Genomic DNA, 21,986 nt, shown 5'->3' with positions numbered 1-21,986 from the left:
GATCGCAAGTGGAGGTAGGCGTCAACTAGAAAAAAAGAGATCAAAACGGGAAAAAAGAAAGACACTAAAGACGTTCAAACAGGAAAGTGGAACGTCAGCAGTGTCAGGTCAATATATAAAACAATATCAAGTGCAAGTGTACAAGAAAGCACGAGAGGTCGGCTGCAATCAAAATGAGTCAGCCGAGATTGCCGGCATATCAGTCCGTAGCGGCAGCCGTATTGAGCAAGGCAAACACCAGCCCAAGAGTAAAGGTGAGCGAGATTGGCGCACCCGCCGAGATCCGCTATCAGGAGTGTGGGAGGAAGAGCTAGAGCCAATGCTTCGACGTGAGCCTCGTCTAGAGGCGATGACATTGTATGAATATCTAGCCGAGCATTATCCAGGCCAATATGAGCAACAATTGCGTACCTTACAAAGGCGAGTGCAGGTATGGAAAAGTATCCATGGCAAACCGCAGGAGGTAATGTTTGAGATCCGCCATCAGCCCGGCGAAATGGGTCTATCAGATTTTACCGAGCTCAAACAGGTGGAAGTTACCATCAAAGGGAAACAATATGAGCACCTGCTGTACCACTACCGTCTGGCCTACAGTGGCTGGCAATATGTGCAGGTAATCGAGGGTGGCGAGAGCTTTATCGGCTTGTCTGAAGGATTACAGAATGCGCTGCATGCCTGTGGTGGTGTACCAAAGCAGCATCGCACCGATAATTTGAGTGCTGCCTATCGGAATATGGCGGGCAAACGGCATAAACCACTAACCCAATTCTATGCCGAGCTATGTGAACACTATGGCATGAGTCCAAGTCGCAATAACCCAGGCGTGGCTCATGAAAATGGCTCCATCGAATCTCCCCATGGACATTTCAAGCGCCGGTTGCGCCAAGCTCTGTATTTGCGTGGCAGCTTTGAGTTTGAGTCAGTGAGTGCATATCAAGAATTTATCGAGCAGGTGGTTGCCAAGCTCAATTGTAAATGCAGCGCCAAGTTTGCCGAGGAAAAAGTAACCCTACAACCACTACCGAGATATCGCTGTGCCGATTACGAAGAATTGACGGTGCGGGTGACCTGCCACAGCACCATTTCGGTGCGCTGCATTCTTTACACGGTGCCATCAAGACTGATTGGCAGGCAGCTGAATATTCATATCTATCACAACCGCCTGGTCGGTTATTTGGGGCAGCAACAAGTGGTGGAACTACCCCGTTTGCGAGTACATGGGTCAGCCAAAATCCGCCGTGCTCGCTGTATTAACTACCGCCATGTAATTGATAGCCTCAGGCGTAAACCCCGTGCCTTTATTTACTGCACCTGGCAGCAAGACCTATTGCCTAATCAACAATGGCGGCAGCTGTGGCAGAGGTTACAGGCTGATTTTGAAATCGATAATGCAGCGCGCATCATGGTTGAAGCCCTCTATATTGCTGCCAAGCACGATAGAGAAACTACAGTGGCCGACTATCTTGAAACCCAACTGCAGCAGGGCACTCTCAGCCTGAAGGCTCTACAGCAACAGTTCCTACTACCCCAGCAGCAATTGAGCGTACCTCAACTAAACGTACAACAACATTCGCTTTCAGCCTATGACCAACTCCTCGAAACCAAACCCGAACAATACTCTGAGCCTGATACTCAAACAGCTACGACTCTCGCACATGCTCCAACATTGGCAGACTATCGAGCAGAAGGCCACCCAACAGCATTGGGCTTACGACCGGTTCTTGCTCGCTCTGTGCGAATTGGAACTGGATTATCGCCAACAGAATCGGATCAAACGAGCTCTCGCTGAGGCTAAATTACCTACTGGTAAAAGCTTTACCTCTTTCGATTTTGAACATTGCCCTAGTTTCAAATCAGCGCCACTGATCCAACTGGCACAAGATACGGCCTGGTTGGATAGGGCCGAAAACTGCTTGCTATTTGGACCTTCCGGGGTCGGTAAAACTCATCTTGCTGCTGCGCTCGGGCGCTCGATGATTGAAATGGGCAAACGGGTTAAGTTCTTCTCGGCCTATGCTTTGCTACAACATCTACAGCAAGCCAAACTACAACTTCAGCTTGCCTCTATCCTTGCCAAACTTGACCGCTTTGATTTACTCATTATTGATGATCTTGGCTATGTCAAAAAATCTGAGGCTGAAACTTCCGTCCTGTTTGAGCTGATTGCTCATCGTTATGAACGCAAAAGCCTCATCATTACTGCTAATCAGCCTTTCTCGCAATGGGATCACATCTTTGCCGATGACATGATGACTGTTGCTGCCGTTGACCGCCTCATTCATCATGCTCTCATTGTTGAAATTCATGCTGATAGTTTCCGTAAACGCAACGCTGTTGAGCGCTCGCAAAAATAATAATCGCTATCAATCCGAATCTTACTGCTCCTTGAGGTTCAACATATGCAGTTCCTTTCAGCTTAGTTTTAGTTGTCATTTGCACACGTCATTTACATCCGCTATTTGCCAAGTAATTGACGCCGTCGAAATTGGTAATTGACATTTAACAAGATGTACTAGAGATTTATCACCAACCCTATGATTCTAAGCATCCGGTAATTTGCATGGATGAAAAACCGGTGCAATTGGTTAAACAAACACGCATTCCATTGCCGGCTAAATCAGGACAACCAGAGTTGGTAGATTATGAATATGAGCGCAATGGCACCGCTAATATTTTCTTGTTTACAGAACCTTTGGCCGGTTGGCGTAAAGCAGTTGTGAGTGAACGCAGAACCTCAGTTGATTGGGCGATCGAAATTCAACGCTTACTTGAACAAGACTACGCCGATTGCGAGACTGTCATTTTGGTATGTGACAATTTGAACATTCACAAACTTGCCTCGCTCTATCAGGCCTTTGCTCCGTCCACTGCGCGTCGGTTGGTCGAACGGCTAGAAATTCACCATACGCCCAAACATGGAAGTTGGCTAAATATTGCCGAAATCGAGCTGTCTGCACTAACCCGACAATGTCTGGATCGACGGATCCCAGATCGAGAAACTCTTGAACAAGAAACATCAGCTTGGTTCATTGAGCGTAATCATTTGCAGAAGTCGGTAGATTGGCAATTCACAACTGCAGATGCTCGTATTCGCCTTAAGCGACTTTACCCACAAATTGAAAGCTGACAATCCACTAGCGTGCTGGGACAATAAATTATAGTAAATTCTAAAACAAGCGATAAAGCTTAGCCAGAGGTCACCGGGCTTAGAGTATGATGCAAACATTAAATAAGGAATGTTTAAGTAATACTAATTATTAAACCTGGCCAAACAAGGTTAGTGGCAAAATTGAAGCAGTTAAATTGAACATGAAGTTCAATCTGGGTTCGATCGGGCAAGATGAGTATGAGACGAGATAGCACAAATTAAATTCTCTATCTCAATTTAATATTGATTAATATTGAGCTGTTCAAAAGACCTGGATCAAAGTTGCTATCAATCATATTTTGGCGACCGAATATATCCAGACACAGAGCAAAAATAACCAAATAATAATATTTTTTAGCTGGCGATCGGCTAACTCCATTCGCTGAATATACTGGCACAAAATTCATGAAAAAAGCATATTTAATCCTGAGTGAGCTAGATAATGAGGATTTAAACTGGATCACAAAAAATGGACATAAAAAAAACCTCGAGCCAGGCACCACTTTGATCTATGAAGGGCAGAGTATTAGTGCTCTTTATATGGTGTTGGATGGTACCTTGCGGGTCTACATCAAACCAGGGGAGGCAGGGCAAGAGCGTGAACTGGCTCAAATATCTGCTGGTGAGATGGTTGGCGAGATTTCGTTTATTGATGCCAGCGTGCCGATCGCTACAGTTGAGGCACTAGGCGATTGCACCATTTTGGAAATCCCCCGCATTCAGCTCTTGAATAAACTGCGCACAGACCAAGCATTTGCGGTTCGTTTCTATCGCGGCATTTGTCAGTGCTTGGCCGATCGGATGCGGGGTACGGTCAAACGGTTGGGATATCAATCCGATGATAGTTATCTGGAGACAGTTACGCCAGAATTTTCGCCGCTAAAGCAAGAGGATTTAGAGCTGATTGAGGCTAAATTCCATTGGTTAACTTTAAATGTTGAGAATTGAAAATTTATAATCTGGGGCGATCGCGTTTATTCTTTCCCTCAGAGGGTGTAATCGCTTCCAATCAAAAGCACCAATCAGCTTGTTTTTATTGCTCCCTACTGTGTGGTTAGTTAAGGGAGCAGTAAAGCCTTAATCTTAGTCAAATATAATGACAGTGTCTGGGTCATCAGATATCATGTCAAAAAATTCACCACTTGCCCTTATACCTTCGGTGATTTGTTGTTCCCTCTCTAGTTGTAGGGCTCGCTGATGTTCGATATATGCTTTTTTCTCCTCTGGAGAGAGGCTATTAAAGTATTGACGACGGCGTTCGGCTGCTAGCCGTTTTTCTTCATCTTCTGCTTTTTTAGCTTCAAATTGGTATTGCTCTTGCTCCAGGCGCAGCCTTTCCCGCTCTAGGCGCAATTTTTCCCGCTCAATGCGGATCTCATCGCGCTCTGCGTCCACTTCATTTTCCCTTTCATTTTCTTCAATCCGTTGAATTTGCTCGCCCGTTCGGATCGCATCTCGAATCAAACCGAATTGAGCTAGCTTGACATTACTTGGCAAACTAGATTCAGGTTGATTAAACCGATTAGTTGATTGCACCATTGCAAAACCAGGGGCAATGTTGAAGGTGCAAACAAGAACAGCACCGGAGAAACCGATCGTTTTTTTCAATGCTTTTGTGGCAGCAGATCGAAAAGAATTTTGCTCGCTAATCATAATATTCCAACTACTGTATTTAGAGAAATTAGTTAATAAATGCCTAAATTCTTAAGTAGCGCAGGATAAACACTATAATTTAAACCTAATAAGTATTGTGCCAAAGTACAAAGTATCTAAATAATAACCTGATATCTTGATAATCGTAAAGTCTGATTAAAGCTGAGCATGATTCTATTAGCGCATAGTAGAGATACTCTCTTTTCTTTGCATATTAGGCACAATCAGAACAACGATCGCTTCTTAGCAAAACCTAGTCAGGTCAAGCAAAACTACTTACTACTCTGGCTCCCCAGCCCATCGATCTCATCGTAATCCTCAAACGCCAGCGAATCGCTGATCCCCTGATGGATTGTTTTTACCCACTTCAATCGCTTCGGCCGAATCGACATCCGATGGGTCACACTCGCCACCACAAACAACCAGTGGGTCATATAGATGCTACCGAGGATCGTATGCCACAACAATCGATACCAGGGCAACTGATAGGACTGGCGATTGCCCATGATCATCACCATCGTGAACATCGCAAAAGAGGTAGAAAACAACGGCATCAGGATTGGTGGTTGTTGCAGAATATAGGCTGCCAGCAAATCCGGAACTACCGCTGTCGGTAGAATATATTGAATGATCATAAAAATGAGCAAGTCAAACGACTTGACCACGCCAACCCGATTGCGCACAATCAAAGACCAATAGTCTAGATAGCGTTGATAACCACCTTCCGCCCAGCGATTGCGTTGATGCCAAAGCTGCCACCAGCCCACCACCCCTTCTTCCGCCACCGCCGGATGAAACAGGCAACGGACATCCCACCTGTCCAGGTGCAAGCGCAGGGTTAAGTCCAGATCATCGGTAATCGTTTGTTCATTCCAGCCACCACAGCTAAACAGAGCCGATCGCCGCACAAACTGGCCATTACCGCGCAACTCGCCCACACCGCCAACCTTGGCACGACGATCCTGGAACCAGATATCCAGCGCCATTTCGATCGATTGTCCTCTTGTCCAAAAGTTAAAGTTGGCATTGGCGATCTCTTTGCGGAGTTGCACTGCCCCCAACCTGGGTTTAGCAAAGAGGGGAATAACCTTTTGCAAGGAATCTTTGCTCACCTGGGCATCCGCATCAAACACACCGATAATCTCACCCATAGTCAGGGGTAAAACCTGATTAAGTGCCCCAGATTTACCACCAAAACTGTCAGCATCACGATTTAGAGTTTTGAGTTGGGGGTATTTATGCTTGAGTTGCTCCAGGATTTCCGGTGTGCGATCGCTACTATTGTCATCAATCACCCACAACTCCCATAGCTCTGGGTCATATTCCAGTTGGCAAAGCCCTGCCACCAGATTAGCAATCACTTGCTCTTCGTTCTTAGCCGCCACCAATAGGGAAACCTTGGGCTGGTAGTCTTGATATTCGCGCTCACTACTATGGCCTGGGTGCGATCGCGCCAGGAATAGCCGCAGGAAATGCACGACCATCAGGGCGATCCCCGCCTGGATCACTCTAATGCCCCAGGACGACAAATGTAATAAAAACACACCGCCGTAAATCAGAGTTAATAATGTCGCTGCCTTAATTCTGCGTCCTTCGCCCTTTTCGTTGAAATCTATTTCACCCATCAAGCTCTAGCTGCTAACTACTCAAAAAAATGTGAAGCCTCTATTAATCATATTATTTATTATGACAATCCTTAAATTTTTGTATATGGCTGGGTTCAGCAATTCACTCGCTGGCAGGGTTAATTCCATGAAGATTAGCAGTAATAACAACTGTGTCGATCGCCGATTGGCAATACCCAAGCCCCTCAGGTTCGATCGCCAAGCTGTAATCACCTCAGTGGCAATAAGTCAGCAATAACCAGAAAATGCCTAACTAAGATCTAAGATTTTTAATTAATCGCACCGGTTACCTTCTCGATCGCATTCACCATTGGCTTAGTCAACCAATTTAAACCCACCTTCATTTGATGTTCTAGGGTTGGCATCCGCATTAAATAAATCAAGCGCCGCGCCATGATCGCCGGAACGCCCTCAACCGTGAACTGATTAAACACCGACATCGCCGCATCCTCGATCCCCAGGCTCAGGAACTCGCCCAGTTCTAAATATTTGAATGGCGTGAGGTGGCGCTGATTTAAACTTGCCCAAATATTCGTAGCGCAATATTGCGATTGCTGGTAGGCCACCTGAGCATTGGCTGGCAAAAGTTGACCATCGGCATCCCGACATAGCGCCAGATCGCCGATCGCAAAAAGCTCAGGGTGATATTGCACTTGCAAGGTTGGCTCGGTAATTACGCGGCCGCCACGGGGGCTATGGGGCAGAGGCAGGCTCTCGACTAGCTTAGACATGCGATTACCCACTGTCCACATCACAATATCAACGGGCAGAATATCATTGCCGCCGCCATAGTCTAAGACCACTTCACCATCATTGATCTGCACTACGCTGGTAGACAGATCAATCCAGACATTGCGAGCCAGTAGGGCTTTTTCGGCGGCAGCACGGTTTGCCGTGGTCGAATCGGTCAGAATCGTGGAATTTCGATCGACCAGCCTCACCCGCCCCCGATCGCCTAATCGATCGCTGATTTTGCAGGCCAGTTCTACACCGCTGCTGCCCCCACCAGCAATGCAGACCCGGATTTTATCTTTGCTCGAAGCTTCCAATTGAGTCAGCCTTTCGTTTAAACGCTGCGCATCCTTGAGGGTACGGAATGGCAATGCATATTCAGTGGCACCGGGCACAATATTAATCGGCGTTTCACCCCCCAGCGCCAGCAACAAGCGATCGTAACTTATTTCGGCAGGGGCAACTTCACCAGATAGGCTAATGCGGCGGTTTTCGGTATCGATCGCCGTAGCCGTGGCATGAATGAATCTAACGCCAGTATTTTTGAGCAACTCCACAAATGATGGTGCGATCTCCCAGGGTTCTAGCTCCGCCGTGATCAGTTCGTAGAGCAAAGGTGTAAATAAGAAGCGATCGCTCTTATCGATTAGCACGATGGACGGTTTTTGATTCCAGGGCAGACGGGTCAGGTGTAAGGCTGTGTATAAACCACCAAAACCACCACCAACAATACAAATCTGACTCATTGAGTTACTCGTTAAATTAATCTTGATTGAATTGAGTTCTGCTCTTGGGATGTCAAGGCTCATGATAATAACTGGATTCTACGATCTAGGCTGGGGCAAAAGCACCATTCATTTCCCTAGGATCTAGTGTATGAACTTCTGGCTTGATGCGGGTATGACTATGGGGATAAATTATCCAGCCTGATCAATGTTCATGGCCGAAATTAAGATTCAACCGACTTTTTGAATAAATGTTCACATAACTGACGCGATCGTAATTCCGTCGCTTCAATACGGCACTTTTGCAAGAGTTTTAAGGTGTGTAAAAGGTGGGTAACTTGAGCAAATCAAGTAATAATCAATAATCACATCACACCAAGGCGATCGCTGACGATTACGATGGAGTCTGGTTAACTTTGCCATAGCGTCGATCGCGGCTCTGGAAAGCACTCAGCGCCAAATGAAATTCATGGCGATCGAAGTCGGGCCACAGAATTTCCGAAAAATAAATCTCCGCATAGGCCATTTGCCACAGCAAAAAATTACTTAAGCGCATTTCGCCACTGGTACGAATTAACAAATCCGGATCACTAGCGCCAAATTGATAGAGATGCTGGCTAAATAAAGCCTCATCGATCGCGTCAGGGTGAAGTTCGCCATTTTGCGACATTTCCGCCAACTGTCGGCAAACCCGCACAATCTCACCCCGTCCGCCATAATTGACCGCCACATTAAAATTGACCGCCTGATTGTTGGCCGTCACATCGATCGCATGTTGAATTTCTGCTTTCAAAGAAACCGGCAAAGGTTCTAGATCGCCAATAAAATTAATTCTAATTTGGTCTGCTTGCAAATTTTTTAGTTCCAACCGCAACATATGCTCGAACAGGAACATCAAAAAATTAACTTCCTCCGAAGGCCGTTGCCAGTTTTCGGTCGAGAAGGCATAGGCCGTAAGCGATTGGATTCCCCAGTCGATGCAGCAGCGCAGCAAATCCTTGAGGGCTTCAACCCCCTGGCGATGTCCCAGGGCTCTTGGCAAGCCTCGCTGCTTAGCCCAGCGGCCATTACCATCCATAATCACGGCTACATGCTTAGGTAGGCGATGGCGATCGAGATCAGCGGGCAAGGTTTGCAATAGCTTTGCTGTCATTTCTTTACTGATAGATTCCGTTTCAATAACTTGTTGACTAACTTATCTAATCTGAGCCATTTCCAGATCAGCCTAAATCGAGATACCCGCTGAGCCAGGGTGATGTTGCGTTCTGGTGCTAGCTTTTGCTCTAGGATTTCCCGGAGTTTGCTGCTGGCAAGAGGGCGATCGAGTTTGCCATTTTCGGCGATGGCGATCGAACCTGTTTCTTCCGAAACCACCACACAAAAGCAATTGCTGACCCGATCGGTGATCCCCATGGCGGCTCTATGTCTGGTGCCGATTTCCCGCGAGGCGGCTCGTTCAGAAATTGGTAGAATTACCCCCGCCGCCAAGACCCGATCCTCTCGCACCCAAACTGCGCCATCATGCAACAAGGTGTTAGTTTGAAAGATAGTCTGCAATAACTCCTTTGACAACTTGGCATCAATCGCTACACCGGGCACCGAAAAGTCCCGCTCATCGATCGGCTCACCGGTTTCTATAATTATCAATGCCCCAGTGCGATTTTGAGATAATTCAACTACGGCCTCCATCATTTCATCAACCAGTGAGTCGGCCAGGGTGTCATTCAGCTTGGCCTTGACCGGTGACAGCAACACATCAAATTTACCACTGCCCAATTGTTCCAGGAACCGCCGTAATTCTGGTTGCAGCATCACGGCGATCGCCACGGCTGCACCAATTAGTAGTTTATCGAGAATAAACTCCAACAACCGTAAATTAAAGCGATCGCTCACCGCCAGCAAGATCAGCAAAATAATAAAGCCGCGCACCATCAAAAGGGTACGGCGATCGCTACTCAATGCCAGCATCAAATAGACCAGCAGCAAAACTGCCAGTAAATCAATTATTACTCGTATGAATGCAAGCCAATCTAGGTTGGATAAAAATTGCATTCATAAACCTCTCATCTGCTGCTGAAAATGGCTATGGTGAACCAGGTTAAAAACAAAGGCTTTACAAGGTCTCAAGGTGCTGGTGCTGATAGTTTTAGAGTTTAGTGCTGTGGGGTTAATCGCTCCGGTAAAATGTCTTGCCGTAATAGATCGCTGTAGGTTTCCCGTTTAATAATCGTAGTTGCTTCTCCATCTTGCACTAAAACAGTGGCAGGGCGGGGAATCCGATTGTAATTAGAAGCCATACTGTAATTGTAGGCACCGGTGCCCAAAACTACCAATACATCACCGGGTTCTGTGGTTGGCAATTGTACATCTTTGATCAGAATATCGCCCGATTCACAATGCTTACCAGCTACTGTGACCAATTGATCTGCTGGGGCACTGAGCCGATTGGCAATCACAGTGCGATAGAGCGATTGATAGGTAATCGGTCGAGGATTATCAGACATGCCCCCATCTACGGTGATGTAGGTACGGATATCGGGCACAGTTTTGCTGCTGCCGATCGTGTAGGCGGTCACACAGGTAGTGCCAACCAGCGATCGCCCCGGTTCACACAGCAACTTCGGCAAGGCTAGACCGATTTCAGCACAGGCCTGGCTCACCCCTTCACAGACTGTTTTCACCCAATCGTCAATGCTAGGCGGATCGTCGCTTTCGGTGTAGCGAATCCCCAGGCCACCACCAATGTTCAGTTCGCTCAAGTTCAAGCCATATTTTTCCTGTGCCAGCTTAAACCAGGGTAAAATCGCCTGGGCAATGTCGCGGTGGGGTTGCAGTTCAAAAATTTGTGAGCCAATGTGGGCATGGAGGCCAATACAATCGAGATGAGCCGATACTTCCGGCTGCGCCAGAAATGCCAGTACAGCTTCCACATGATTGGGATCGAAACCAAACTTACTATCCAAATGCCCAGTGCGAATATATTCATGGGTATGGCATTCAATCCCTGGCGTGATCCGTAGCATTACTTTGGTAGGGCTTTGATGTGCTTTGGCCAATTGAGCCAAGGTTTTTAGCTCATACCAGTTATCAACTACGATCGTGATGTTTGCCTCGATCGCTAACTCTAATTCATCAATGCCTTTGTTATTACCATGCAAATAAAGCTGCTCAGGATTGGCACCAGCTTTGAGCGCAGTATATAGCTCACCACCAGAAACCACATCCAGGCCCAAACCTTCCGCTGAGACGATCGCACAGATCGCAAGGCAGCTCCAGGCTTTGGAGGCATAAAGCACCAGGGCTTGGCCATCATAATATTTAGTAAATGCCTGACGATATTGACCACAGGCCGATCGCAAACTGGCTTCATCCAAAATGTAGAGGGGGGAGCCATAGCGCTTAACCAGTTCAACCACATCGCAGCCACCAATTTCCAGATGATCAGCTTGATTGATTTTGGCCGTAATTGGCAGTAGTTGCTGGTTGGGGGAAAGACTATTCAACACAGCCTGATCGATTTGGCTGCTAACAAGCTGATGGGATAGATCGCTGAGAACGGTGGTCATTGTTTTTGCACGTTGGTGGATTTAAACTTTATGCTTATAACTTTAAGCTTACCCTGAATATTAAGCGTTATTATCTGGTGCGATCGCTCCTTTGAGCAATAATCCAGCTAGCCTATTTTTCCCCTTGTTCAGAATGATTCTAAGCCATTAGCAAAACCAGGTTAATACCTTAGCAGCTTTACGATCGCATTGCGCTAACAACTATAACTTTTGGCGGTAATTCTGCACAGGTAATGATATTAAAGACATTATTTAGCCATAATTTAGTCAAAGCAGCATTCAGTCAAAGCAGCCAGAATGGCTCAAGCGCGTTTGCTAAAAATCTTGCTTATATATCGCTACAGTTTTGTTGCCATAATTTTGCTAAACCATTGATCTATTCTTACCATTTTCTGGGCTGAAATGAGCCAGTTCAGATTTGCGTGATCAGTGGCTAAGCAACTTTTTGCCCAAAATTGCTAATTGACCTGGAACTTCTAATTAGCGATCGCGTCACATTGATCAACCAATTGATCAACATAATCAACATAATAAATCTGATGGTCTTGTGTAATTCCTAACTTGCCACAAATTAGGGATCACTATCTACTCATGCCCCAGCTTAATTTAAGCCATACTCAAACTTTATTTGAATTATTTGAATTATTTGAACCATAGTCTGATCTAGAGCGTCTAAATCTGCATCCACTTATGCCTAATGCATCTTCAAAAGACTTCTTTTGCATTGGTATCTTGTGGCTCTTAGCATTCGGGTTACTCCTTGCACAACATCTCGATTGAAACAGCACTAGATTATGCCTAAGCTGTATGTTGTATGGCGGTAATTAACGCTCAATCATGCCCCAAACTCGTTGCAAAACATTCAAAATCAAAATGAATCGCTTCCCGCATAAGTCGCATAAGTATAGTTTGGCGATCGGTATTTCTACATCGCTGTTTGGCTGCTTTGCGATCGCCAAGCCCTTTGGCCTGCAAGCAAGCACCCTCAACCGTCCCCACCCGCCTAGCAATCATCAGCCTCATTATTACTATCTCCAAGCTCAGCTCAACCTATCTCAGGGCACTCTGCTGAGGGGTAGTAGCGCCGCAATTTATGTAATCGATCGGGGTGGGCGCAGGTTGATCCCCGACGAGGCCACCTTCAATCACCTTGAATATAGCTGGGACGAGGTGATTCAAATCCCCGATCATCACCTCAATAATATTCCCGAACTCCCACCGATTAAAAGTGTCTTAAATCAGCCCCTAGCTGAGGGTACGATTGTTAAGGCCAGTGATAGCGATCGGCTCTATACAATTCTGGCGGGGCAACGCCGTGAATTAACCGACCCAACAACTTTAGGGACACTTGGCCTCCAACAGGAAGATGTGGTGTCAATTCCGCCCCAACAATTAGCCGCAATTCCCGAATTAAACCCGAGCGAGGATATTCAAGATATTAGTGAAATAGGGGAGGTGAATTATGCCGATGGCTCATTATTAAAAGGTGATAGTGCAGCGGTGTATTTAATCAGTGGCCGTCAGCGTCGCTTAGTCCCTAATGCTTTTACGTTCGAGGCATTGGGATATAAATGGGAAGATGTGATCCAAATTAGCGATCGAGAACTAGCCCAAATCCCCCTCTCATTACCCTTGGCCAGCAAGGTCGAACCCAGGTTCAAAGATGGTACTCTGATTAAGGGTTCAGCTCCGGCGGTCTATGTAATCCATTCGGGACGCAAGCGGTTGATTCCCAATCAAAAAACCTTTGAAGCATTGGGGTATCAATGGCAAGAAATTCTTGTAATTGAGGATGCGGAGCTAGATGCGATCGCCGATTTGCCACCCCTACCCAGTTTTTAGGTTGATGTTAGTTGATGCTATGTAAGTTATTTGCGATCGCGGCCTTAAATCAAATCCGCAATTCTCTCATTTGAAAATAGGGTTTCTGGCTTAAGATAGTAAATCTAGAGAGAGTATATTTCCTCTAGAATGTGAAACCAAATTGTGTTAGATGGCCTGAGGTTTGGGTTTAGTCCTGTGATTTAGTCTGAAGCTGAAGGATTAATCCTGCTTAGATCGATGTTGTTTGCCTAACCATAAAAACCTAGGCAAAGTTCAGATATATGCTTGGTAGTAATGCTAAGGATATGAGTATATTGGCATATATGTTGGAGCTGAGAACCAGCCCACCGATTAGGCTTGAATCTTTGGAACCCCGCTCCCTTATCCATATTGCTACCATATTCTTAACCCAACCTAGAGCTAAAGAGGTAACTTTGGAGCCAATCCCAATTCCATCTCACATTCACTACGAACTACTCTTACAGTTGCTAGAGCGGCAGACCTTACCGGCGATCGATCTGTCTGATCGGGTGGCCAGGGAAAATATTCAAAATACAATTATCATGCTGCGTAAGGCGCTGGTCTTGCAGAAACAGTTTGAAGAAAACTGCGAACATCGGGGGATCGCTACAACCTATCGCTGGTCACTCAATGAAGCAAATGCTAGAAATGGCGGTAAGGCCAACGGGAATAGTATCTCTGGCTCTGATCCGGTGGGCAATTCTGTCGCTGTCAATCAACAAAATGATGCGACGAATAATGATGCTTAATAAAATGATGCTTAATAATTAGCTCAATCTTGATATTGCTTGATATTGCTTGGTATTGATTCAGATCGGTCAAGCTCACGTTTACTTAACTGTTTTAACTGTTCTTTGGGGAGACAACCCCAATAAAACTCGCATTAGCTTAGGGCGAGTGATGGCGATCAGCAGGCGATTGATCCAGCCGGGGATAAAAACTACCGATCGCTGGGATCGATTTGCCCATAAGGCAGCAAGCGATAATTGCGCCACTGTATTTGCTTCTTGCCACAGCCATTGGCGGACAAGGCGGCGATCGAAATGGGAAAATTCAGCACTGTCGTGAAATTCGCTGTAGGTAAAGCCAGGGCAAAGCGCTTGGATTTTGATGTCAGTGTTGATTAATTCCGCTTGCAGCGCCTCAGAGAAACTAACCAAATAAGCCTTGGTTGCGCCATAGTTAGCATTTCCAGCGGTGGGCAAAAAGGCCGAGATCGAAGATACATTAATAATGCTGCCCTGATTACGTTGCATCATACCTGGCAGAGCAGCACGACACGATCGCACCACCGCCATAATCTGCAAGTTGATCATGTCCATTTGCTTGCGCAGGTCAATGTCGGCAAAGTTGCCACTAGTGCCAAAACCAGCATTGTTGATTAAGAGCGAGAGATTTTGAATTGAGGCGATCTCACCTTCAAGTAAGCTCATGCCCGCCTCGCTACTGAGATCGGCGGTGAGAGTTTTTACTGATATCTGGTAAGTGTTTTTAATTTGCTGGGCGATCGCTGCTAATCTCTCAGTTCGCCTCGCCACCAGCACCAGATCGTAGCCAGACTGAGCCAGTTCGATCGCAAAGGCTGCACCAATACCACTTGATGCCCCAGTAATTAGCGCCAGTGGCATAGTGTAATTAGTGTAATTTTTTTCTTGTTTAGATGATTAGGTTATTAGGTTAAAAGCCAAAACCAGGCTGATTAACACTGCCCAAACTAGCTAGTTAACTAACCTAGTAACCACCTTGCCTAACATTCATCATATTCTTCGAGGTCGAGCAAATGGTAATAACCTTCGATCAATTCCGATCGGGTAAAGGCTAGACTGCGCAGCAAGTGCCAATCCTTCAATCCTTCAAACGGATTGTCATAGTCATCTTTTTCCAGCCGCTCGGCCAGCTCCGCCACATCTTCGGGCGTTAGCTTTTCGATATCGACTTCGGTTACTTCTGATGCTTGTTTGGTGCTCATGGTGGTTACCCCAACTTAGCTACTGCATCGAACGGAGAGGGAGGGATTCGAACCCTCGGTACGCCTTACAGCGTACAACAGATTAGCAATCTACCGCTTTCGACCACTCAGCCACCTCTCCAGGCTGCGGACTACTTATCTTAACAGATTCTAGTTGATTGCAACTAGTCCCTGATTAATATTTTATGATTACTTAAGCTATTTTGGGAAGTGGTTTAATAGCTAAAGAACTAGCAAATTTGAGCGCTGCAAAAGTTTAAACAGGCAACGGCGATCTGATCCAGCCTAACTTTAAACAAATAGAGAGTTTCTCAGGTTTGCAAAGTGCTAATTTCTTATGCCGACATTTGGGCAGCATGAAGGTAATACTCAGTTTTTCATTACCAAATTCATTTTGTGTTTATGCCGCGCCTAATAAAAACAATCATGTCCGATCGCCCCACGCCTGCCCACAAACTCCAGCAAATTCAACAACAACTGGGGCAGCGCTTACAACGGTTAACCCTGCGATCGCATCAATCCCCCCCAGTTGTAATCGATCTTGCTAGTTATCAACCAGTTGAATTAACCAACGAGCAGGAGCATTACCTGATCCGGGTGTTGCGATTGAGCGCAGGGGATAAATTTGTGGCGATCGATGGTAGTGGCAGGTGGTGGCTCGCCCAAATTGAATTGAGTCAGGGCGAAAAAACAGCAGCGCGATTACTTGAATTAATCCTGACCGATCACACTAATCAAATAGAAATCATCCTGGCGGTGGCAATGCCCAAGGGCAATAGTTTTGAGGCGATCGTTAAACCTGCAGTTGAACTAGGGGTCGATCGGATTGTGCCCCTCTACAGCGATCGCACTGTGTTTAATGCCAACAAACCGATCGGTCAGCAAAAGCAACAACGCTGGCAGCGGATCGCCCAAGAAGCCACTGAGCAGTCTTTACAAACCAGGATTGCCCAAATTGAATTGCCGCAGAACTTCCAGGATTTTGCCCAGGGTATTAGCGATCGGCCTGAACCTAATCAAGCTCAGCAATTTAAATACATTTGCATAACTGATCACGCACCCCATTTATTATCAAGCTGGCAACAAGAATGGCGATCGCTAAGTCAATTCCTGATCTCAGATCAGCAAAGTAAGCAAAGTATTAATCTTGAGCAAAACGATCGAAATTTGCCGACAAACTCCACCGATCGGGAGCAACGGGATCAATTAATAACAACCGATCGCATTCAGCTAATTATTGCCACAGGGCCAGAAGGTGGCTGGACAAAAGCAGAAGAGGCGATCGCCAAAACCCAGGGTTTTCAAGCTGTTTCATTGGGAACCTCAATTTTGACCGCCACCACAGCACCAGTGGTAGCATTAGCAATAGTCAATGGGGTAATGCAAGCAGATGATTACAAATAGCCAAAACATCTATCAACAGGCAATCCGGCTGGGCACTTCCGGCAAAACACTGCAAAATATCACTTCTGCAGTGCAAAACGCAGTCCAAAAGTCCGGGATTCAAACCGGCATGTGTACTTTATTTCTGCGGCATTCCTCGGCCAGCTTGATCATTCAAGAAAACGCCGACCCTGACGTGCTTAAGGATCTAGAGCGATTCTTTGCCAAGCTAGTCCCAGAAAATGGCCGCGATTATATTCATGCCGATGAAGGCCCCGACGACATGCCAGCCCACATTCGCACCGTGCTAACCAGCACCTCAGAGAATATCCCGATCGCCCAGGGTAGGCTGGTACTCGGCACCTGGCAAGGGATTTACGTGTGGGAGCACCGCGATCGCGGCCGCACCAGGGAAGTGGTGGTGCATATTGCCGGGAATTAGTTTATTCCTGAGTTAATTACCGATCGCCATTCATAAGTAATTATTACTAGTTGATTTACGCTCTGGTCACGCAATTAGGCTATATTAGTCAAGACTTATGCATTTTCTGCATTTTCAGGCAACTCCAGGTTAGCAACGCAACTGCTAATCAAGCATTATCTAAGACTAAGACCAAGTGGCGCGGCGCAAGAAAAGAAAACTAATCAAGCGATCGAGACGTGTATCCCCCCGATTGACCAGGCGATTGACCTGGTTCTCGCTTGGTTGGCTGAAATGGATGCTGCCAGGTTTATTCGTCAAACGATGGCTGTTTATTAGTCTGGTAGGTATTCTGCTGGTGGTGCTGGGTTTGGCGATCACCGCGCGGCTGACCCCAGTCTTTTTTATTGTTAAGTTTATTAATGCGGCGATCGATACTTTGGCCAATGCGATCCCCCGCTATGTGAGTGGGCCATTGGCCTTATTAATTGGTATTTTTTTGCTGGCCTGGGGACAACGGCGCGTGTTGTCGTCGATCACGCGGGTGTTGATGCCGGATGGCGATGAAGAATTAGTCGATGTTTTAATTACCCACCATAAATTAAACAAAGGCCCCCGATTATTGACCGTGGGTGGTGGCACCGGCTTGTCTACGTTGCTGCGGGGCTTAAAAAAATATAGCGCCAACATTACCGCCGTGGTGACCGTGGCCGATGATGGTGGCTCGTCGGGGCGATTGCGGCGAGAGCATGGCGTTTTGCCACCGGGTGATATTCGTAATTGCCTGGCGGCGTTGTCCGATGAAGAAAAGTTGATGACGGAGCTGTTTCAATATCGCTTCGAGGTGGGCGAGGGCTTGTCGGGGCACAGCTTTGGCAATTTATTTTTAACCGCGATGAGCGACATCACTGGCGATCTGGACAAGGCGATCGCGGCTAGCTCCAAAGTCCTCGCGGTCAGAGGCAGAGTCTTGCCTGCCACGTTGGACAATGTGATGCTGTGGGCGGAGATGGAAGATGGTCGCCGGATCGAGGGCGAGTCGAATATTCCCGAAGCGGGTGGCACGATCGTGAAGGTGGGTTGTGTGCCAGAGAACCCGATCGCTTTGCCCCAGGTGATCGCAGACATTCAAAAGGCCGACTTTATTATCATTGGCCCTGGTAGCCTCTATACCAGTATTATTCCTAATTTGCTAGTGCCGGGGATTTTGGAGGCGATCGCAAACCGCCGTGCCCCCTGCGTGTATGTGTGTAATATCATGGCGCAACCGGGCGAAACTGATGGTTATACGGTGTCGGATCATGTGCGGGCGATCGATCGGGTGGCGCAAACCAGGCTGTTTGATGTGGTGCTGGCGCAGAAGAATCCACCTTCGGCCAAGGCGATCGAGAAGTATGCCGCCAGTGGGAGCAATTTCATCGAGGTCGATCGGGAAGAACTGGGGGCGCTGGGCTGTCCGCTGGTACTGGCCAACATCATGAAGGAGAACCGCGATGGCACGGTTAAGCACGACTCGGATAAGCTGGCGGGGGTGTTGATGCGGTGGTATAACCGCCAGTAGGCTTAATCTTTAGAACTTTGTTAACAATAATAATCCTAATTCTTGTTTTCAGGATATGGATCAATTCTCAAAGTCCCAGCCCTAACAACAGATACGTTAAGCCATCCCTTATTCCTAAGTTGCTTAATTGCCCTAGACACAGTAGATTTATGGAAATTCAGATCTTCGGATATACTCTTCAAGGTTAATTCCTCAATTGAAGAAGCCTGAAGATAAAAGTATACCCCCTGCTCAGCGCCTGTAAGCTCATGACAAGAACGTATTAATTCTTCTGTAGTAAGTTCGTAGTAGGTTTCGGCCATTTCAGGTATTCCAATGATCTATATCTATATTGAGCCTTATTGAGCCTTGATGTGAAATCATACTGCAATAAATACAGTTTTTACTTGATTACTTTAGACTACACAATCGATTGGTGATGGTTTAACTTTACTGATTGCTATTTGGAATTAAGGTAAGTAAACAAAAGAATATTCGCAAACCGTATTTAATATAATGAAGGAAACAAAGCATAAACGATCAACGTCAAGGGCGATCGAAGCATCAACGGGGTGGCCGCTGGCAAACTGGGTATCAGGCCAGACAGGTACAAACAGGTACAAAAAGCGATCGAAATATTAAGAAATAGTTGCTAAATTCACCAAAAGTAATCGTTGGGTTGCGTTATTTGACTTTTCTGCTACCCTGTGAACATAAAAATCCAACGTAAAGAAAGGCGATCTACGCCATTTCTACTACACCTCCCTCCCCACACCCGCATAGAAACACCTATCCGATCTTGTCCCGGCTCGATCGGCAGCGGCATATAAACAAAGCATAGCGATCGAATCATATTAGGTTTGGCAAGCGACAGTGCAACTTCCACCTCTTCCCGAAATCAACGACCCCAACGTTCAGGCACTTTCCCAGAAAAGTGATCAGGAACTGCTGACCTTGTTTCAGCGCCATCCCGAACGCGGCCAATATTTTGCGGCGATCTTTTGTCGCTATGGTCAGGTGATCTACACGCTGGTATCCACAGCTACCCGATCGCCCGTCCAATCCGACTATCTATTCGTCAAAACCTGGGAATACATTTTTAACGAAATGCGATCGCTCACCTTGCGATCGGCCACCAGTAAAATTTCCCTGCAAAGTTGGTTGATCAACGTCACCGCGATGATGATCAATCACGGTCAATTGCCCCCGGTCGAAGAAATCCAATATTCCCTCAGCGATACACCACCCGTGTTCTGGTGCTATCTCAATCAAGCCCTGGCTCAGTTGTCGGGGGATTTGCGCCTGGTGCTGCTGCTCTCCCAGACGTTTAAATGGAGCCCCACCCGGATCGCCGCCTACCTCCAAGCCGAGGGCGATAGCGTTTCCGCCGCTGATGTCCAAGATTTACTATCCCAGGCATATCAGGCGCTCGGATCGGCTCTGCCCGCCGACATTCAAGACATTTATCTAGCTCAGAATTTAATCACCGCTTGAGGTTCATTCCTATGCATACACTTAGTCCTGCGAGTCCTGCGAGTCCTGCCAAGTCGAATCAGCCAGAATCCAAAGCGATCGCCAAAGCTGAGCTATCGCAATCAGAAATGTTGCAATCGGCGCTGACTGGCCTGGATACCACGCTCGAAGATGAGCTAAGCCGCTATCATCACTGGCAGGACAACGGACAGAGTTTTTCCTACCTCAATGCCTATCAACCGCTCAAGCTTTCGATGAGTGAAGAAGTCCGCAATGCGATCGCCAGCGATCGGCCAATTACACCTGGTGTTGACAATCCTAAGGCCGCTGCACCTGTCGAGCCCAAGCTACCACCAAAACTAATGGTAGATGGTCATCATTTGCCCCTACCAATGGAGATGGCCGCATCTGCTGGAGCCAGCCACAGGATCGCGCAGAATAGTAATGGCAATCCTAGTATTCAAAGCAATCAACCACCCACCATGCCGATCATGCCTAACACGGTTGATCCAGAGGCCACTCAGATCGGTTCGAGGTTCTATGGTGATGATGACCAGGAAACAGTTGAGGTTAATCTCAATCCTAGCAACGCAAATGCTAATGGCAGCCTGCCGAATAGTAATTTGCCAAATAATAGCTTGATTGATGAGCAGTTGCTACAGGAAATTAATCAGGGCTACGACAATAACAATACTGCGCCCTACGCTCCAGAGGATGCACCTGTGCCACCGGTAGCCCCAGAAGAAGAGGAAGCACAGTTCACTATCACCAGCCCCCTGGGGATCGCGGCGATGTTCTTGCTATTGATGGCCAGTGCGGTGGTGGGCTATTTATTGGTCAGGCCATCGGATTTTGCCAACATGCTAAATCAACAGCAATCGCAGCGAGATTTGCAGCGCGAGGCTGATATTACGCTGCGGGCTGAGCATGACATCGATAGTTTGCTGGCCGACGAGGAAATCTTCCCCGATCTGCCCTATGCCACTTTGCCTGGGGATAATGGTATTCCTGGCCAAAGCCTGGATAAGTTTACGGCGATCTCACCGGATATCACCGAAAGCCTGAATGATCTGCCATCGGTTTCAGCGTTGCCACCGGAACTAGAACCAAGCCTGGATAGTCTTTCTAGTTTGCCTCCAGTAACCGATCTGCCCGATTACAATAGCTATAATCCACCGGCGGCAATTCCACCGCGCTATGATTCCTATGTGGAACCAGCGGTAAAAATTCGACCCCAGCAAAATTATTCCCGACCAGCACCAGTGGCCAAAAGAGCGCCCCAAGCGCCGCCTAAGCTTTCTACTCCACCGATTCAAAATATTGAGACCGCTACTAGTTCACCTAATTTTATTCCACCAAATTCTTCGCCAAGTCGCAGCAACAAACCGATCGCAATTCAGCCCTTACCAACCCAGAAGCCGAATAATGCCCCGGCTAATCAATCTAACAAGCCTGCCCAGCTAGAACATCGCGGCAGTGTTGTCTCGGCCACGATCGAAAAGAGTAATGAAGGGCGATATAGTCAGCAACTCAAAAATAGTCCGAATCGGGTTTCTAATCCCGCCCAGTCGCGCACGGTGTCTGAACCAGCGAATAATATTCCAGTGCAATATGCGCCATTACTATCGGCGGAATCAGCCAGGGCGAATAATCCCGCACCTGCGCCAGCGCCAACTAGGGCGATCGCTCCTCCTGCCCCTAGCACTTCCAGGCCAGTCAATAATCCTGTGCATAAGGTGGTGGTTGATCAAAGTTATGCCAATCAAACCCAACAGATTGATCAAAATGCCTATGTGCGGCCGAGTGATGGTAAGTTACAGGTAGGGGCATACAATGATGCTAGTGCTGCTCAGCAACGTATTGAAGAACTGCGTCGCCAGGGTATTCCGGCTCAGCTTGACTAGTG

At 47.0% G+C, this 21,986-nt stretch carries 21 protein-coding genes and 1 tRNA gene; 12 read left to right on the top strand and 10 right to left on the bottom strand.

The features are described from left to right. The first annotated feature begins 100 nt into the window (after nt 1-100). The 4 genes from istA (at nt 101) to PSE7367_RS10025 (ending at nt 4,096) form a co-directional block, all read left to right on the top strand. Nucleotides 101-1,789 (top strand): IS21 family transposase, encoded by a 1,689-nt coding sequence (gene istA, locus PSE7367_RS21170; protein WP_015146090.1) that lies wholly within the window; start codon nt 101-103, stop codon nt 1,787-1,789. Then, nucleotides 1,677-2,354, top strand: coding sequence for an IS21-like element helper ATPase IstB (istB, locus tag PSE7367_RS10035; protein ID WP_041699222.1), 678 nt, complete (start codon nt 1,677-1,679; stop codon nt 2,352-2,354). The genes istA and istB overlap by 113 nt, the downstream gene beginning before the upstream one ends. A 164-nt stretch (nt 2,355-2,518) precedes the next feature. Next, the gene (locus PSE7367_RS10030; protein WP_041698413.1) at nt 2,519-3,127 is read left to right on the top strand and encodes an IS630 family transposase; all 609 of its coding nucleotides are present in this window, start codon (nt 2,519-2,521) and stop codon (nt 3,125-3,127) included. 426 nt (nt 3,128-3,553) lie between these two features. Then, nucleotides 3,554-4,096, top strand: a complete 543-nt coding sequence (locus PSE7367_RS10025; RefSeq protein WP_015165244.1) for a cyclic nucleotide-binding domain-containing protein — start codon at nt 3,554-3,556, stop codon at nt 4,094-4,096. Between the two features lie 135 nt (nt 4,097-4,231). Here the strand turns inward: PSE7367_RS10025 and PSE7367_RS10020 are convergent, their stop codons facing one another. Then, nucleotides 4,232-4,801, bottom strand: coding sequence for a hypothetical protein (locus PSE7367_RS10020; protein WP_015165243.1), 570 nt, complete (start codon nt 4,799-4,801; stop codon nt 4,232-4,234). Between the two features lie 272 nt (nt 4,802-5,073). Next, complete coding sequence (locus PSE7367_RS10015; RefSeq protein WP_015165242.1) at nt 5,074-6,426, bottom strand: glycosyltransferase family 2 protein; 1,353 nt, start codon at nt 6,424-6,426, stop codon at nt 5,074-5,076. 61 nt (nt 6,427-6,487) lie between these two features. Here PSE7367_RS10015 and PSE7367_RS21950 point away from each other — a divergent pair, with 61 nt between their 5' ends. Next, nucleotides 6,488-6,664: a hypothetical protein gene (locus PSE7367_RS21950; RefSeq protein ID WP_156800373.1), complete on the top strand. Its 177-nt coding sequence runs from the start codon at nt 6,488-6,490 to the stop codon at nt 6,662-6,664. Between the two features lie 31 nt (nt 6,665-6,695). On the opposite strand, the gene PSE7367_RS10010 is transcribed toward PSE7367_RS21950, so the two are convergent. From PSE7367_RS10010 to lysA, 4 genes are all read right to left on the bottom strand, one after another. Continuing rightward, nucleotides 6,696-7,904 (bottom strand): NAD(P)/FAD-dependent oxidoreductase, encoded by a 1,209-nt coding sequence (locus PSE7367_RS10010; RefSeq protein ID WP_015165241.1) that lies wholly within the window; start codon nt 7,902-7,904, stop codon nt 6,696-6,698. 373 nt (nt 7,905-8,277) lie between these two features. Beyond that, nucleotides 8,278-9,036, bottom strand: coding sequence for an isoprenyl transferase (locus PSE7367_RS10005; protein ID WP_015165240.1), 759 nt, complete (start codon nt 9,034-9,036; stop codon nt 8,278-8,280). After that, complete coding sequence (gene cdaA / locus PSE7367_RS10000; RefSeq protein WP_015165239.1) at nt 9,033-9,935, bottom strand: diadenylate cyclase CdaA; 903 nt, start codon at nt 9,933-9,935, stop codon at nt 9,033-9,035. Before cdaA ends, PSE7367_RS10005 begins: the two co-directional genes overlap by 4 nt. A gap of 101 nt (nt 9,936-10,036) precedes the next feature. Next, nucleotides 10,037-11,449, bottom strand: a complete 1,413-nt coding sequence (gene lysA, locus PSE7367_RS09995) for a diaminopimelate decarboxylase (RefSeq protein ID WP_015165238.1) — start codon at nt 11,447-11,449, stop codon at nt 10,037-10,039. Nucleotides 11,450-12,286: 837 nt separating this feature from the next. On the opposite strand from lysA, the gene PSE7367_RS09990 reads away from it, so the two are divergent. Continuing rightward, nucleotides 12,287-13,291 carry a type VII secretion protein EccB gene (locus tag PSE7367_RS09990; protein ID WP_041698410.1) on the top strand — a complete coding sequence of 335 codons (1,005 nt, stop codon included), beginning with the start codon at nt 12,287-12,289 and terminating at the stop codon, nt 13,289-13,291. Nucleotides 13,292-13,707: 416 nt separating this feature from the next. Further along, on the top strand, nt 13,708-14,043 hold the full coding sequence (locus tag PSE7367_RS09985) for a DUF5340 domain-containing protein (protein ID WP_198013405.1): 336 nt from the start codon (nt 13,708-13,710) through the stop codon (nt 14,041-14,043). Nucleotides 14,044-14,124: 81 nt separating this feature from the next. Here PSE7367_RS09985 and PSE7367_RS09980 read toward each other — a convergent pair whose 3' ends face one another. The 3 genes from PSE7367_RS09980 to PSE7367_RS09970 form a co-directional block, all read right to left on the bottom strand. Further along, on the bottom strand, nt 14,125-14,922 hold the full coding sequence (locus PSE7367_RS09980) for an SDR family NAD(P)-dependent oxidoreductase (protein ID WP_015165235.1): 798 nt from the start codon (nt 14,920-14,922) through the stop codon (nt 14,125-14,127). A gap of 119 nt (nt 14,923-15,041) precedes the next feature. Further along, a complete protein-coding gene (gene isiD, locus PSE7367_RS09975; protein WP_015165234.1) occupies nt 15,042-15,263 on the bottom strand; it encodes a protein IsiD in 222 nt (73 codons plus the stop codon). 32 nt (nt 15,264-15,295) lie between these two features. Further along, a tRNA-Ser gene (locus PSE7367_RS09970) sits at nt 15,296-15,384 on the bottom strand. 281 nt (nt 15,385-15,665) lie between these two features. Here PSE7367_RS09970 and PSE7367_RS22715 point away from each other — a divergent pair. The 3 genes from PSE7367_RS22715 (at nt 15,666) to PSE7367_RS09955 (ending at nt 18,628) form a co-directional block, all read left to right on the top strand. Beyond that, complete coding sequence (locus tag PSE7367_RS22715; RefSeq protein ID WP_015165233.1) at nt 15,666-16,667, top strand: RsmE family RNA methyltransferase; 1,002 nt, start codon at nt 15,666-15,668, stop codon at nt 16,665-16,667. Further along, complete coding sequence (locus tag PSE7367_RS09960) at nt 16,654-17,088, top strand: secondary thiamine-phosphate synthase enzyme YjbQ (RefSeq protein ID WP_015165232.1); 435 nt, start codon at nt 16,654-16,656, stop codon at nt 17,086-17,088. The genes PSE7367_RS22715 and PSE7367_RS09960 overlap by 14 nt, the downstream gene beginning before the upstream one ends. A gap of 175 nt (nt 17,089-17,263) precedes the next feature. Further along, nucleotides 17,264-18,628 carry a gluconeogenesis factor YvcK family protein gene (locus PSE7367_RS09955; RefSeq protein WP_041698409.1) on the top strand — a complete coding sequence of 455 codons (1,365 nt, stop codon included), beginning with the start codon at nt 17,264-17,266 and terminating at the stop codon, nt 18,626-18,628. A 35-nt stretch (nt 18,629-18,663) separates the two neighbouring features. Here PSE7367_RS09955 and PSE7367_RS23145 read toward each other — a convergent pair whose 3' ends face one another. Next, the gene (locus PSE7367_RS23145) at nt 18,664-18,930 is read right to left on the bottom strand and encodes a helix-turn-helix domain-containing protein (protein ID WP_015165230.1); all 267 of its coding nucleotides are present in this window, start codon (nt 18,928-18,930) and stop codon (nt 18,664-18,666) included. A gap of 550 nt (nt 18,931-19,480) precedes the next feature. Here PSE7367_RS23145 and PSE7367_RS09945 point away from each other — a divergent pair. After that, complete coding sequence (locus PSE7367_RS09945; protein ID WP_015165229.1) at nt 19,481-20,101, top strand: RNA polymerase sigma factor; 621 nt, start codon at nt 19,481-19,483, stop codon at nt 20,099-20,101. An 11-nt stretch (nt 20,102-20,112) separates the two neighbouring features. Further along, complete coding sequence (locus tag PSE7367_RS09940) at nt 20,113-21,984, top strand: superantigen-like protein SSL4 (RefSeq protein ID WP_015165228.1); 1,872 nt, start codon at nt 20,113-20,115, stop codon at nt 21,982-21,984. Nucleotides 21,985-21,986: the final 2 nt, after the last annotated feature.

It is taken from the genome of Pseudanabaena sp. PCC 7367 (genome assembly GCF_000317065.1).
Taxonomy (GTDB): Bacteria; Cyanobacteriota; Cyanobacteriia; order Pseudanabaenales; family Pseudanabaenaceae; genus Thalassoporum; species Thalassoporum mexicanum.
Note: the sequence above shows the minus strand (reverse complement) of the source record. Positions and strands in the feature narration are given on the sequence as shown.

What these genes read in the sequence shown, in the direction of transcription:
- PSE7367_RS23145 (WP_015165230.1), bottom strand. Translation starts at nt 18,930, where the DNA reads ATGGCCGAAACCTACTACGAACTTACTACAGAAGAATTAATACGTTCT.
- PSE7367_RS09990 (WP_041698410.1), top strand. Translation starts at nt 12,287, where the DNA reads ATGCCCCAAACTCGTTGCAAAACATTCAAAATCAAAATGAATCGCTTC.
- PSE7367_RS10005 (WP_015165240.1), bottom strand. Translation starts at nt 9,036, where the DNA reads ATGACAGCAAAGCTATTGCAAACCTTGCCCGCTGATCTCGATCGCCAT.
- cdaA (WP_015165239.1), bottom strand. Translation starts at nt 9,935, where the DNA reads ATGCAATTTTTATCCAACCTAGATTGGCTTGCATTCATACGAGTAATA.
- PSE7367_RS10015 (WP_015165242.1), bottom strand. Translation starts at nt 6,426, where the DNA reads ATGGGTGAAATAGATTTCAACGAAAAGGGCGAAGGACGCAGAATTAAG.
- PSE7367_RS10010 (WP_015165241.1), bottom strand. Translation starts at nt 7,904, where the DNA reads ATGAGTCAGATTTGTATTGTTGGTGGTGGTTTTGGTGGTTTATACACA.
- isiD (WP_015165234.1), bottom strand. Translation starts at nt 15,263, where the DNA reads ATGAGCACCAAACAAGCATCAGAAGTAACCGAAGTCGATATCGAAAAG.
- lysA (WP_015165238.1), bottom strand. Translation starts at nt 11,449, where the DNA reads ATGACCACCGTTCTCAGCGATCTATCCCATCAGCTTGTTAGCAGCCAA.
- PSE7367_RS10020 (WP_015165243.1), bottom strand. Translation starts at nt 4,801, where the DNA reads ATGATTAGCGAGCAAAATTCTTTTCGATCTGCTGCCACAAAAGCATTG.
- PSE7367_RS09960 (WP_015165232.1), top strand. Translation starts at nt 16,654, where the DNA reads ATGATTACAAATAGCCAAAACATCTATCAACAGGCAATCCGGCTGGGC.
- PSE7367_RS10025 (WP_015165244.1), top strand. Translation starts at nt 3,554, where the DNA reads ATGAAAAAAGCATATTTAATCCTGAGTGAGCTAGATAATGAGGATTTA.
- PSE7367_RS09980 (WP_015165235.1), bottom strand. Translation starts at nt 14,922, where the DNA reads ATGCCACTGGCGCTAATTACTGGGGCATCAAGTGGTATTGGTGCAGCC.
- PSE7367_RS09940 (WP_015165228.1), top strand. Translation starts at nt 20,113, where the DNA reads ATGCATACACTTAGTCCTGCGAGTCCTGCGAGTCCTGCCAAGTCGAAT.
- PSE7367_RS21950 (WP_156800373.1), top strand. Translation starts at nt 6,488, where the DNA reads ATGACAATCCTTAAATTTTTGTATATGGCTGGGTTCAGCAATTCACTC.
- PSE7367_RS22715 (WP_015165233.1), top strand. Translation starts at nt 15,666, where the DNA reads ATGCCGCGCCTAATAAAAACAATCATGTCCGATCGCCCCACGCCTGCC.